The 12,943-nt window shown below is 42.6% G+C and carries 14 protein-coding genes; 5 read left to right on the top strand and 9 right to left on the bottom strand.

Going from position 1 to position 12,943, the window contains the following annotated elements; all coding sequences use genetic code 11:
- Positions 1-7: 7 nt before the first annotated feature.
- On the bottom strand, positions 8-682 hold the full coding sequence (locus GWP43_RS02470; RefSeq protein ID WP_162662437.1) for a B3/B4 domain-containing protein: 675 nt from the start codon (positions 680-682) through the stop codon (positions 8-10).
- A gap of 263 nt (positions 683-945) precedes the next feature.
- On the opposite strand from GWP43_RS02470, the gene GWP43_RS02465 reads away from it, so the two are divergent.
- The 3 genes from GWP43_RS02465 to GWP43_RS02455 all read left to right on the top strand — a co-directional run bounded on the left by GWP43_RS02465 (position 946) and on the right by GWP43_RS02455 (position 4,680).
- Positions 946-2,868: a beta-N-acetylhexosaminidase gene (locus GWP43_RS02465; protein WP_230977944.1), complete on the top strand. Its 1,923-nt coding sequence runs from the start codon at positions 946-948 to the stop codon at positions 2,866-2,868.
- Between the two features lie 63 nt (positions 2,869-2,931).
- Positions 2,932-3,846, top strand: a complete 915-nt coding sequence (locus GWP43_RS02460) for an alpha/beta hydrolase (protein ID WP_162662434.1) — start codon at positions 2,932-2,934, stop codon at positions 3,844-3,846.
- Positions 3,847-3,930: 84 nt separating this feature from the next.
- Positions 3,931-4,680 carry a CPBP family intramembrane glutamic endopeptidase gene (locus GWP43_RS02455; protein ID WP_162662432.1) on the top strand — a complete coding sequence of 250 codons (750 nt, stop codon included), beginning with the start codon at positions 3,931-3,933 and terminating at the stop codon, positions 4,678-4,680.
- Between the two features lie 327 nt (positions 4,681-5,007).
- On the opposite strand, the gene GWP43_RS02445 is transcribed toward GWP43_RS02455, so the two are convergent.
- Together GWP43_RS02445 and GWP43_RS02440 are read right to left on the bottom strand one after the other, a co-directional pair.
- A complete protein-coding gene (locus GWP43_RS02445) occupies positions 5,008-5,994 on the bottom strand; it encodes a helix-turn-helix transcriptional regulator (protein ID WP_162662430.1) in 987 nt (328 codons plus the stop codon).
- A gap of 33 nt (positions 5,995-6,027) precedes the next feature.
- A complete protein-coding gene (locus tag GWP43_RS02440) occupies positions 6,028-6,861 on the bottom strand; it encodes a hypothetical protein (protein WP_162662428.1) in 834 nt (277 codons plus the stop codon).
- A 65-nt stretch (positions 6,862-6,926) separates the two neighbouring features.
- On the opposite strand from GWP43_RS02440, the gene GWP43_RS02435 reads away from it, so the two are divergent.
- Positions 6,927-7,646 (top strand): class I SAM-dependent methyltransferase, encoded by a 720-nt coding sequence (locus GWP43_RS02435; RefSeq protein ID WP_162662426.1) that lies wholly within the window; start codon positions 6,927-6,929, stop codon positions 7,644-7,646.
- Positions 7,647-7,656: 10 nt separating this feature from the next.
- Positions 7,657-8,478, top strand: a complete 822-nt coding sequence (locus GWP43_RS02430; RefSeq protein ID WP_162662425.1) for a glycoside hydrolase family 191 protein — start codon at positions 7,657-7,659, stop codon at positions 8,476-8,478.
- Between the two features lie 207 nt (positions 8,479-8,685).
- Here GWP43_RS02430 and GWP43_RS02425 read toward each other — a convergent pair whose 3' ends face one another.
- The 6 genes from GWP43_RS02425 to GWP43_RS02400 form a co-directional block, all read right to left on the bottom strand.
- Positions 8,686-10,131 carry an ABC transporter ATP-binding protein gene (locus GWP43_RS02425; RefSeq protein ID WP_162662423.1) on the bottom strand — a complete coding sequence of 482 codons (1,446 nt, stop codon included), beginning with the start codon at positions 10,129-10,131 and terminating at the stop codon, positions 8,686-8,688.
- Between the two features lie 41 nt (positions 10,132-10,172).
- A complete protein-coding gene (locus GWP43_RS02420; protein ID WP_230977938.1) occupies positions 10,173-10,412 on the bottom strand; it encodes a type II toxin-antitoxin system MqsA family antitoxin in 240 nt (79 codons plus the stop codon).
- Positions 10,390-10,686 (bottom strand): DUF4258 domain-containing protein, encoded by a 297-nt coding sequence (locus GWP43_RS02415; protein WP_162662421.1) that lies wholly within the window; start codon positions 10,684-10,686, stop codon positions 10,390-10,392. Before GWP43_RS02415 ends, GWP43_RS02420 begins: the two co-directional genes overlap by 23 nt.
- Before the next feature lie 48 nt (positions 10,687-10,734).
- On the bottom strand, positions 10,735-11,415 hold the full coding sequence (locus GWP43_RS02410) for an energy-coupling factor transporter transmembrane component T (RefSeq protein WP_162662419.1): 681 nt from the start codon (positions 11,413-11,415) through the stop codon (positions 10,735-10,737).
- Entirely contained in the window at positions 11,415-11,993 is a 579-nt protein-coding gene (locus tag GWP43_RS02405) for an MptD family putative ECF transporter S component (protein ID WP_162662417.1), read from the bottom strand. Before GWP43_RS02405 ends, GWP43_RS02410 begins: the two co-directional genes overlap by 1 nt.
- Before the next feature lie 280 nt (positions 11,994-12,273).
- Positions 12,274-12,912: a TetR/AcrR family transcriptional regulator gene (locus tag GWP43_RS02400; protein WP_162662416.1), complete on the bottom strand. Its 639-nt coding sequence runs from the start codon at positions 12,910-12,912 to the stop codon at positions 12,274-12,276.
- Positions 12,913-12,943 lie beyond the last annotated feature (31 nt).

Raw genomic sequence — 12,943 nt, 5'->3', positions numbered from 1 at the left:
TTGCGCACTACCTCTCGATAACCTGTATTTCAAACTCCAACTGGGGCATACACTCCGCTAAATCGTTTTGAATCCGCTTGAGCGCTTCTACACGTATTTCAACAGAGGTATTGGCATTCCCTTGGATAATAAAGATTGCATTTTTTGTTCCGTCATCAAATTTATAATTTTCACCGTCGCGGACGCCAAGCCATGCAATAATACCTTTAGGGTCGCGGTATACATAGTCGGTTTCGGCGACGTGTTTTTCCGTCGATGAAATCGGAAGAAAAACGCCCGCTTCTTTATTGACGGTAAACGCTATCTGCCCGTCTATCTTATCAAGATCATGCCCGCCAATCGCTAAAAACGAATGTAATGATTCAACATTATAAATATCGATAACACTGTTGATATGCGGCATAGAACCGCGTCGCTGAATATTCCGAATAAAGGCCGGAACAGTCGGCGGATACTTTTTGATACTACGCCCAACACGTTGCAACATATCTGCATACCCTTGCGTAATCGGATGATTCGACACCGCCTCAACATCGCAGTGCAGCGCCCAATCTTCCATCTTCTTTTGCTTCTTTAAGAACGAATCTGATAATGGCGCCTGCGGGTCTATATTTTTTGCAATGCCAATCGCAACACTTTTAATCCCAAGCTCAACGATACTTTTATCAATAATAAATTCCATAGCAGCTGGCCTCCGGTTTTTGTATTGAGTATAGCGGATTGATTATACCTTTGTTAATAGGGCATCTCTAAAAAGCTGAGTTTTTTAGAGATGCCTGATAATTTTTTTAAAAGCCTATGCATTGCGTTAAATTAAGGCTGTCATTTCTCTATAACTATGATATAATGAAAACTATTATTAGAGAAACTCTAAAACCTAAAATTATTAGAAGATTTCTTTAATTAGTTTTAGTGGATAAAATAATGTGTACGGCGATAAAACAATTGAAACCTTTAAAACTCGATCTATCCGATCTTGACGAGAAAATGACACTCGCAGTGGCGGAACTTCGGAAAAGCTATCCGCTCAGAATTAGCGAAGACGGTATTCCTGTTACGTTCAAAAAAGTGAAGGACTCCGAAATTTCCGCAACATTTAGGAACGGCGTATGCGAAATCGAAGCGGACTCTGCACCGCATTTTTATTTTGCGCTGTCGATGCTGCTGCTTAAAAGCCAAACGATCGAAGACTCAAAGGTCTATACACGGCGGGATGCACAGCGTTTATTGGAATTCCGCATGGATCATTTTTTTGAGAAAAACGGCTTAATGCTCGATCTTTCCCGTAATGCTGTTGCACATATCGATATGCTGAAGCAGTTTATTCGCGAAATGGCCTTTATGGGACATTCGTGGTTTATGCTGTACATGGAAGATGTGTACGAAGTTGAAGGCGCTCCCTATTTCGGCGCATTACGCGGACGGTATTCCATAAAAGATTTACAGGAAGTTGACCGCTATGCACAGATTTTCGGCATACAGTTGATACCGTGTATTCAGACACTTGCTCACATGGAGCAATATTTTATGTGGGAGGCCGTAGAATACAAGTATAAGGATATCGATAACATCTTTAATGTCGGCAATGCTGAAGTACAAGCCCTACTTACACGGATGATTGCATCGTTGCGCAAAGCTTTCTCCACTGATATTATCCACATTGGGATGGACGAAGCCTATAATCTGGGGCGCGGGCGCTATTTGGATGAAAACGGGTTTAAGAATAGGGGGGATATTATGCAAGAGCATCTTGCTTTTATGAAAACCCTCTGTAAAACATACGGCTTTAAACCTATTATTTGGGATGATATGTTCTTCGGCTGTTATTCCAATAACAAAGAGGATACTGAGCCGATTATCCCTAACCAGATAGGATTGATGTACTGGGATTACTACAGCTGCATAAGCAAACATTATCGAGACCACCTTCAAGCATGCCGTACGCTAACAAAAAAGACCATGTTTGCCGGCGGGGCATGGCGCTGGATGGGATACATACCCCATCATAAGAAAACACTCGAAACCACACTTGCCGCTATTGAAGCTTGTCGAAAGGAAAGAATCAAAGAAATTATTGTTACGACCTGGGGAGACGACGGTAGCGAAGCGCCGCTTTACACCTGTATGTTCGGCTTGGTACTCTACGCCTACCTTGACTGCCATATCAAATATCAAGAAGAAGAATTTGCACAGTATCTAAAACTCTATACCGGTATGGGGCTTGACGAATGGATGCGGCAGGGAGAACCGGATTTATTTGAAGGAACAACCGGTAATAATTATGATATAACGCCGTCGAAGTATCTATTATATCAAGATCCGCTCGGTTCAAAATTTCTGCATTACATACGGACGTTAACAACCGATATGGATGCCGTCTATAAAAAACTTGAACAAGCCTTTACCAAGGACGCAGCCAATACGGATAATTCTTTGCAGCACAGTATCGCCGAATTTTACGCGATGATGATGAAAACGCTTTACTATAAGTGGCGGCTCCCCTTGGATATTTGGGAGGCGTATAAGAAGGCGGATAAAAAAGCATTGCAGGCATTAATCGAAAATAAGATAAAGCCGCTAAAAACGGTATTAGCCGAAACAGCGAAGGCGCGTCGGCGGGTATGGACGGAAGAATGCCGCGGATTCGGTTCGGAGGTGTTGGATCACCGCTTCGGCGCAATGCTGATGCGGCTGGAAGTTACACAGGAAGTACTGGCCGATTACATACAGGGTAAGATTAAGCAAATCGACGAACTTGAAGAAGAACGGCTCGATCCATGCCCCGAATCGGATAAAATGCTCGAACCGCAAGCGGTGCGCTATAATCGCGCCTTGCGTATTATGACCGCCTGCCGAGAAACGTGGTAAAAAAGGTAGTCATGGCAAACGCATCGGAACTTTTAAGTATTTGCCCTGGAGGAGAGGAAACTAATGCAGATAGCATATCAGACAATGAGCGACGGTGCCTCCCTCGCCGTTTATAAATGGCTTCCGGAACAGCACCCTAAGGCTGTGCTGCACATCGTGCACGGAATGGCAGAACACGCCCTCCGGTATGATGATTTTGCAAAAACGGCATGTGAGAGAGGCTTTGCAGTAGTTGCCTCCGATCACCGCGGTCACGGAAAGACCGGTTCAAAAAGCGGCTTAATGGGGTACCTTGCCGACGGAGACGGATTCAGACGTGTTGTCGAAGATCAAAAAGAAATCAATGCGGAGATACAAAAACAATATCCTGCGCTTCCGGTTATCATCATCGGGCATTCGTTCGGCTCCTTCGTAACACAGGAATACATCGAACGGTACGGTACAACGGTAAAAGCAGCAGTTCTCATCGGTTCGGCAGGTCCCAACCCAAGCGTATCCGTCGCCTTGTTGCTTGCAAATCTTAACTGTGCATTTAAAGGTCGGAAATCCGCTGCAAAATTTATGAATGCATTGGTGTTCGGCTCATATAACAACAGGATAAAAAATCCACACACAGCCTTTGACTGGCTTTCGAGGGATGAAAGCGAAGTAAAAAAATATATCGATGATGAATACTGCGGATTTGTCTGTACCGCAGGCTTTTTTCAGGATTTTATGCGTGGTCTTAAAAGACTGCATACGCAGGCAGCTTTAAAAGGTATACCGGCCGCTCTTCCTGTTTTACTTACCGCCGGTTCGGAAGATCCCGTTTCAAACGGAGGCAAAACGCTAAAAACCCTTTACCGTATCTATCAGGACATCGGGATGCAGGACGTAACGCTAAAACTATACGAGAACGGCCGGCACGAAATTTTGAATGAAACAAATAAAGAGGAAGTAAAAGCCGATATCTTGGAATGGATAGAAAAGCGGCTGTAGGAACCTCTAAAAACTCAATGAGATTTTTAGAGGTTCGCGATAGGCGATAACCTAGTTTAAAAAAAATAACGATAAGATAACGAGATGAAATGGAACGACTTTAATAAAAACGATGTACTTCTCTTTATTGAATTCGCTGCTGTAACTGCTTTTTTATTGCTTCCTCCGCTGTTTTCAGCGGTACCGTTCACCCTTCCGCCCAAGCCGGACGGACTATATGCACAGTGTGTTTTCTGTTTTTATACGATATGTGCCGCCGTGTATGAAGAAATACTATATCGGCTCTATACTCCGAATCGACTGCACCGCATCTATGCCGGTTATATCGAACCGCGGCTGCAGGGAAATGTGCCTGCATCGGAAAACGGCTCGGAAGGCACCACCGAAAACGCCATAGATTTGCAGCAGCGGTCTTTATCGCATAATCAACATTCCCGACGTGGCATGTTAGCATTATCCCTCCACACGGATCAGTCCCGTTATAAAAAGGCCGCCTCATTTAAAACTACCGTACTTTTTGAATTGTGCTTCGCCGAAATCCCCGCCCTGCTGCTCTTCACGCTCGCGCATCGTTACCTCGGGGGTATGTCTGTGCTCTTCGCCGCAGGAGCCGGAATCGTATTTCGCATTGCCTATCTCAAGCTCAAACAGGTATTCCATCCGGCAGTAAGTATCGCGCTGGTAGCCATAGTACACGGCCTTTGGAATATCGGGGTGTATTATTATTTGTGGGGAAATACTGGTACCCGCGTCATATCGAGGCTGTACGGATTGTCGGCGAACGCAATATCCTTCACCTTTTCCGAATTGTATACCGCCATTTTCCTCGCGTAAGAAATCGGTGTGTTCACCGCCTCATCGTGCAGCGTTGTTAAAATGAAACGTGGCTTTACGCCGCTTAAAAAAAGCCTGTTAGCTCTAAAAAATTGTACTGTTTCCTATAATTCAGAGAATTCAAAATTTATACCTAGCATAGTATGCCTCAAAATAGTGGGACTTCCCATCCACACTATAAAATATAAGCCCAAAAAAACAAGCCGCTGTTAACCCGTTCTATTCTGAAAGTAATATCCGCTATCTTGAAAATATCGTGCGTGATATAAAAGAGGGAAAGGCTCATTTTGCCGAGCATGAGTTGATTGAGGCAGAGTAATGCGGCTATTATGGGAAGATAGCAGGGAACCTCAAACTTCTTCCATAGAATTTTCGGAAGGCTTGCGAGAAATGACTGACATTCACATACCCGACTGCATAAGCGGCTTGGCTGACCGTTGTGTTTTTATCATCCAATAATGATCGTGCCGTTTCCATCCTTATGCTATGGGTAAACTGATGAATTGTTTTTCCGAATGTTTCTTTAAAGCCCTGTTTTAATCGGGTTTCGTTTAAAAATACCAGCCGCGCTAATTGCGGAATTGTCGGAGGAGCAGCATATCGTTCCGATAAAATATCGTGAGCGCGTAACACGGCAGCATATTCGGCAGGAGAAAGCGAGGAACGGGTAATTCCGCGCATGGGGTTTGCAATGTAACGTTGCCAAAGTTGTGTAAGCAGCGTTTTGGTAATACCTTCATAAAAGATCTGCTGCATCGCGCCTTCTACCGGACTATCGATAATATCCTTAAAAAGCCGTATCAACGGAAGTTCCGGTTTTTTCGGCTCCATCAGCCAATCCGTCAAGCCATCCGGCTCTGTGTTTTTTGATTGCATACCTGCAAACGCAAAGGGCAGCGCTTGCTTAAATTCATCCGTACCGAATAGAGAAACAGCCGTAATAGCCTCCCCTGCCGGATACATCATCATACCGCAGCTGTTTTGCTTGGTATAAATGCCCAGCTCATTCGGTGAAAGGCAAGTGTCGATTACGCCCGTTTCGGAATAGGCGATATGCCCGCCAAAACAACACGTCGTTTCAAATGCGGAATTATAGCCGTCATACTGCATCACCAGCGGATAGCGCAGCTTGAGTCGAATAATCGAAAGCCCGACATTCCCGCAAGGGAAAATATTGCGGATAGTTCCGACTCCGACCTCTTTCGGAACCGTATATGTTTTACAACACCCCTCATCCGCACAGCGGAAGCCGAATTGCTCTCTTAATATATAATCATAATCATCTATCTGTTTAATAATTAAGGCCGATTGCATTAGCTCCCTTTTTAAGGAATATCAAAATTCCGATCAGCGTATATCCATCAATTCAATCGCCACCCTATTCAACCGATCAATCAATCGTTTCGGATTTGAAAACAATTCATATCCTTCTTTTGTCAGTGTGCAATCAATCCAAGCCGGAAATGTGTTTGTAAGTACAATTTTATCCGTATCGCTATAAACGTATATCCGTATCGGTTCATCTCTAAAAGCCCAAATGGTATAGCGGTACAGCAGTTGCTTTCCTTCGTGTACGCTTCTTTCCGGTAAAATGCTTCCCGAAAATTGATGGTCATTTGCATCACCGGCATAGACGTCCATAACTTTGCCGAATACGTGCAAGATTGACGGAATACGTGCCTCAGATACCAAAAAACCTTTCGCATCATAGACAAAAATATTGTTATCGCTATCTTGATATCGAGCAAGTGCCTTTTTTAACGAATCAGGCTTGGATAGTATCTTGTATGCTTCTCCGAATAGCTCCCATGCAAACACCTCCGGCATATCATCGCCTTTCGGGGCATTGGTTATATATGCAATTTGCCTATCGGCATAGATAAGAAGACGTATGTCGACAGATGAATTGTTAGGTATGTCATAGCGATACGCTATCTTGGCGTTTTTTGGCACCTGCGTAAAAGCGGCATCATCGGCAGCGACTGCTGCACTCTCCGTTAATAAATTAGTAAAGGACTCAATATCAGCGCTCTCCGTGAGTTCACACACCAGCTTATCTTTTGAATCATACACTCTAATAGCCGGTCTATCTGTTTTTTTACTGTTATCAGCCGCAAAAACAAGTACAGCGCACAGTAAAAAAGCTGCATAAAAAAATATGCATTTCGCTATTTTGATCATACCATTCTCCCATAGCATATTATATTAATATAGTATACCATAATTATTCCGATGGAGAAGAGTGAATGAACGTATACGATTTGATTGCAGAACATTACAGCGAAGTTTTCCCGCTTGAGGCGGAAAAGCTTGATTTTATCCGACACCTTTGTCCGTTGCCGGGCAGATTGTGTGATGCAGGTTGTGCAACCGGCGACCTTGCGGTGTGTTTACATCAACGTGGATACGATATATACGGGCTCGACTTAAATGCAAAGATGATTGGAATCGCAAAGGAGAAAGCTTCGGGTATTCGCACATCCGGAGAATTGGCATTTCATCAAGCGAACATCTCCGATATTCTGCAATTCGGTATATGTAACGGCGTACTGTGTTTTGGCAATACGCTCCCGCATCTACCTGATGAAACGGCACTTCGCCGTTTTTTCAGCGCTGTGTATCAAGCTTTACAAGCGCACGGTATTTTTATTGTTGAAGTCCTCAACTACGACCGCATCCTTGCTGAGAAAAAAATGGACTTTAAAGATAAAGAAACGGACGCCTTTATTTTTAAGCGACGTTATGATTTTTTACCGGACGGAAATATCAAGTTTACCATAGAGTTTATCGACAAGCAGCACAATACCGTAGGTTCGGACTTTACGGTGTTACATCCGTTACAGCGCAAAACACTGTTAACTTTATTTGAACAGGCAGGATTTCAATCCGTTGCCTCTTATTCGGATTACAACTTTACCGAAAGCGATGCAGAAGATTACGCCGTAGTGTACACAGCAAAGAAATAAGGAGCGATTCATGCGAAATGTAAAAGATCTTTACATGGCACTAATTTTTTTTACAATTATTGTGATAAACGGTATATCCGCAGAAAAAAAGCAAGACTACAAAGTGCTGATAGGTATGGATCATGAAAAAGTGATGCAGCTTAAAGGAATTAAAACGCTGGTAATTGATGCGGAGTTTTTTTCTCAAGAAGATATCGCGCAGCTTCACAAAAACGGAAACGTTCACATATTTTCTTATTTAAACATCGGCTCTATCGAAACATTCCGCGATGACTATGCCGCATTTGCGGATATCGCTTTAGGACACTACGAGAATTGGGACGAAGAACAATGGGTAAATGTTGCAGATAAAAGATGGCAAAAAAGGATAAAACACAAAGCGCAGCTTTTGTCTCAAAAAGGCATAGACGGTTTTTTTCTTGATAACGCTGACGTTTATTATCATTATCACACACCCGAAATATATCAAGGACTCATAACTCTCTTACGCGAAATACATACGGAGAATAAACCCATTATCATTAATGGCGGAGATACGTTTATCACCGAAGCGATGCAGCAAGATTCCATTAAAGGGATAGTAAATGGGATCAATCAAGAAAGCGTATTTACCGAAATACATTTTAAGAATAATACGTTTGGAGCAAAACCGGTAGAAGACAGAGCATATTTTATGGAATATCTGGCTCAATGTAAAACGTATGGACTCACCGTCTATTTACTCGAATACGGCGCAACGAAAAAACTGACAAAAGAAATAAAAGCATATTGCGAACGCAACGGATTTATATACGACATATCCTATTCAGTAGAGCTGGATAAGCTGTTTTAAGTTTAGGAGAGCTTCGATCCGTGAACTTGTTGAAGTATAACATTGCATAATTGCATAAAAATTTTTCTGATGATGCATAAGGTGATTACACCTCTTACACTAGGGTATCTCTCAAAAGTCGGTTAGATTTGCTTCGCATCCTTTGGAATAGAGATGTCCAGACAGCAAAATATATGCTTAGTTATAACCAAAAGAAGATGCCCCCTTTTAAAAAACTGAAACCGTTAGAAATTCCCGAATTTCTCTTTCATTTCCGTTTACCGGAATTTTCTTGTATGCGTTTTCACCGAGCAGGAGGGCGGTGTTGCAGACTTTGAATAAGAGTTCCAAGTCGTGGGTGATGATGAGCACGGGGACTTCTTGAGCGCAGTGTAAGATGAGCTTTGCGATTTCGTCCATGCGCTTGTAGTCGAGACCGCTGGTCGGTTCGTCTAAGATGATGATGCGCCTGTCGCTCAAAAAAGCCGTTGCAAGGGCGAGCCGTTGCTTTTGTCCGCCTGAAAGTTCCTGCGGATGGTCAAGCCTTTTTTCCCAAAGGTCAATTGTGTGCAGGTACTCAGCCGCTTGTTGCAAATAGGATTCATCCTTCCGTTTTGAAGAAGGGATAAGCTCGTTTTCTACCGTATCGAAAAAAATCTGATAGTCAACATCCTGCATCATGTAATACGCTGTCTTTAAGCGTTGCCGCCGCCGCTTCCCGTAACCGATCTGTCCCTTGCAGGATAAAAGCCCGCCTAAGGCTTTGCCGAGCGTAGTCTTTCCTCTGCCGTTCTTTCCAATAATGGCAGTAATCTCTCCTGCGTGTACATCAAACGAAAGGTTTTTGATAAGTTCCTGCCTGCCGATAGAAATGCTCAAGTCCTCGATATGCGTAACCGCTTGTTTAGGTACCGAAGGGTTTTCGCAGACAAGACTGTCATACCGTATTGCCCTCAGTCCGTACCGCCTGCAATCCTCTGGTGCCAATTCACCCTTCAAAAAGATTTTTTCGATAGTGCCGTCCTTCATGTAGATGAGCTTATCGTACAATTCATTTAAGAAAAACAAGCGGTGCTCGGCAATGATAATCGTTTTTCCCATCGCCTTTAAATCCCGTATCATCGCTTGAAATTGCACAATACCTTCATAGTCGAGATTGGAAGAAGGCTCATCGAAAAAAAGCAGCTTTGTGTCATAGATGAGTGTGGAAGCGATGGCGACCTTTTGTTTTTGCCCGCCGGAAAGCTCTGAAAGTTTCGCGCCTTTAAGCGATTCTATCTGCATCGTCTGAAAAGCAGCATCGGTTTTTTCGCACAGGGTTTGAAAATCCATACCGAGGTTTTCTCCGGCAAAGGCAACCTCTTCCTCTGCAATGGTAGCAAAAAACTGATCACTCGGATTTTGAAACACATTACCGATGTACTTTGCCAATTCGCCCTTTTTATAATCCAAGATGTTTTTCCCTAAAATGCGCACTTCACCGTCGAGTATTCCGCCGTAATGATAGGGAATTAAGCCGTTTAATATCCGCGTTAAGGTAGTCTTCCCGCAGCCGGAAAAACCCGTAAGCACAACAAGCTCGCCTTCTTCAATATTCAAATCAATAGCGTGGAGCGTGGGACTTTCATCATTGTCATACGTAAAATTTTTTATCCGAGCTTCTATTATGCTCATGGCATAATTCCTTTATAAAAACAAATTCATTTGCACTTTTGCTACGCAGAAACAAGCTGCCGATACTCAATGATCGCTATCTGTTGACCCAAAGAAAAACATGCTTCTGCACGAGTATATATATCCGCTGCGGTCTGTTCATCAAGATAATATTCTCCGCAGTCATCGCAAATAAGAGCAGGAACATTACGGAAAATCAGCGTTGCATTGTTACGGGTCAGCACAACCTGCGTACGCCCTTTTTTCATTTCCCCGAACTTACAAATTTGGCACTTCATCATGGGTTCTCCTCTGAGTAAAATCTGCAGACCAAAGCGCTTCATCCGGTTGATAAACCGTAATCACATGTTCGGTAACACTGGCCGCATCGAATGCTGATACGACATGTATCGGACGATCGCCTGCAAATCCAAGAATCAGTCTGCTCGGATACGGCTCATCATCAAGGTATTCCTTGATAACGGAACCGGTTTCTATAACGGATTTTATAACATCAGGTGAAAACTCACGTTCCACCATTCGTCTAAAAACATGTGCGGAAAATAAATAATTCAATATACAATACCGCCTTGCATTCTATCTCTATTGTAAAGTAACATATTTTCATAGTACTTTCCATACTAAAAATACAGCCGCCGATAAACCCAGCGTATCGTACCAGCCGAAGCGCACCGGTTTATAACTCGTCTTTTTTCCTTCGTACTCAATCCCCTTTGCGATTATCGATGAGGTCAGCGTTTCACTTACATGAAGGCATTTATAAATGAGAGGAATAAGATAGAGTTCAAACGAGCGAAGAGGATGTAACAGGCTCAAACGCAAGCCCCGCACCTTCATGCCGTTTCTTATTTCTTTTAGCCGCGCCGTCATCTCGTCCAAAAAGCGTAAGGCGGTAACCAGTCCTATCGAAAGAGATTGCGGCGCTTTTACCGCACGCAATGCGCTCATAATTTTTAAAGGACTGGTTAAAATCAATATCCTTCCAATGTTAAAGATAGGATAGAGCCTTAAAAATAAAGCAATCAATCCTATCAATGCTCCGGTTGTCATTCCCAAATCGATATATGCCAAGAGCTTTATCAGCAAAAATAAACCGATATAGACTACAGCCTTTTTTATGCCTTCCGAGTATGAAAATAAAACCAAAAAGAGAAAGCTCATACCGAGCAGCACATAATACATCGTTTGATCGACAAAAAACACCAAGAATGATGTGAGCAGTATGAGGATAAAAAGCGTTATCGGATTCATTGACCATCCTTGAGTGTTTCTTGCCGGCTTCATTATAATACGCTCTTTTTACTGCTCTTTTCAAAGAATTTTTTGTTGATATAAGTACCGAATAAGCCTGCCAAAGATTCCAAGATGATGTTGCACGCTACCGCTATTGCGATGGCTTTTCCCGTGTAAAACTGAATCATCCACTGAGCCTGTTCACTTGAAATAGACGGAGCGAACTTCGTAATTCCTTCCGCACCTAATACTTTGACAAATATAATCGGGTGCATTGCGACGACAAACATTGCAGCCGAAAAAGCGATTGAAACTTTTACATTGCTTGAATAATCGCCGATGATGATTTCGCCAAGCGCTGCCGAAACCAAACAAATCGGTATCATTATCCAATAGCCCATAAGGGTATATAACAATCCGTAGATAACCCAAAATAAAACCGCCGTCCAGCGATGCTTTATTTTTTTAGCCGTTATCACAAAAACAGGACTGACTGCAAAAGCAGCAAATCCTGCAGAAGCGTATAAGGCTATGGCTCCCAGTGTTCCCGTCAGCATCGAAATTGTCATTCCGATTGCGAACCCAATAACTGTCAATACAGCTATTTGCACGATGTCTTTTAACTTCATAAAAAACCTCCTCTAATTTTTTTGAAAATATACGGGCATCTTCTGCGTTGCTTAGCAAAAAACAATCCTCAACGTACAGCAAGTACGCCTGCGGGTGTTTTTTGCACGCGCCTTGAATCTGCTCCCTCTATTTTCAAAAAGGTTTTCTCTAATTGGGAATAACTAATAAGAGAATTTCCATCTCCTCTGCTCCCCGTAATATAACTTAGTTATATTTAAACCTAAAAAAACTCACTTTCCTCATTCATAATTATAAATGAGTTTTAATTCATAATTACAATTAAACCGTGCGCATTTTTTTCCAGCCTTCATTAAAGAAGTCTGCAATTAAATAGGCATTGCGTTCGGCTTCTTCTTTTGTTTCGCAATGAACGGCAACTTCCGATAGCGCATACAGGTACGCATGGTTCAGTAAGTGAATGCCTTTTTTGGTGATTACTTGGGCTGCTTTCTTTTTTCCGTGAATCATCTCTAAGATTTTCAGGTGATTTTCATCTTCTTTTTCTATTATTTCATCTAAAAAATGCTCATGTTTTGTTCCGTATGAACAAAACGCCAAGAGCTCGAAAATATCTTTGTTATCAAAAAAATAGGACACCATACCAATTGCGCCCTTTAGTTTTAAATCAAGGATGGATTCGATTGTCTGTTTTGTGATTACCGTTTCTTTTTTGTACATTGTAAAGCTTTGTTGTTTGATTAAGCTATAATGGTATTCAACATCGGTAATAACCGGCTGCACCAATTTGGAAAAAAGAGCTTCTTTGTCTTCAAAATGACCGTAAAAGGCTCCGGTCGTAACGCCTGCCTGCGCACAGATTTCCCGCAGATTGGCTTTTTCAAAGCCCTTTTCTTTGAAAATCTTTTTTCCGCATTCCAGTATTTTCTTATGCGTCAGATCGAAATCTCCGTTTGCCATTTAAAACACCCGTCAAATATAACTTAGTTAT

Source organism: Treponema vincentii (genome assembly GCF_010365865.1).
In the GTDB taxonomy this organism is placed as follows: Bacteria; Spirochaetota; Spirochaetia; order Treponematales; family Treponemataceae; genus Treponema.
Note: the sequence above shows the minus strand (reverse complement) of the source record. Positions and strands in the feature narration are given on the sequence as shown.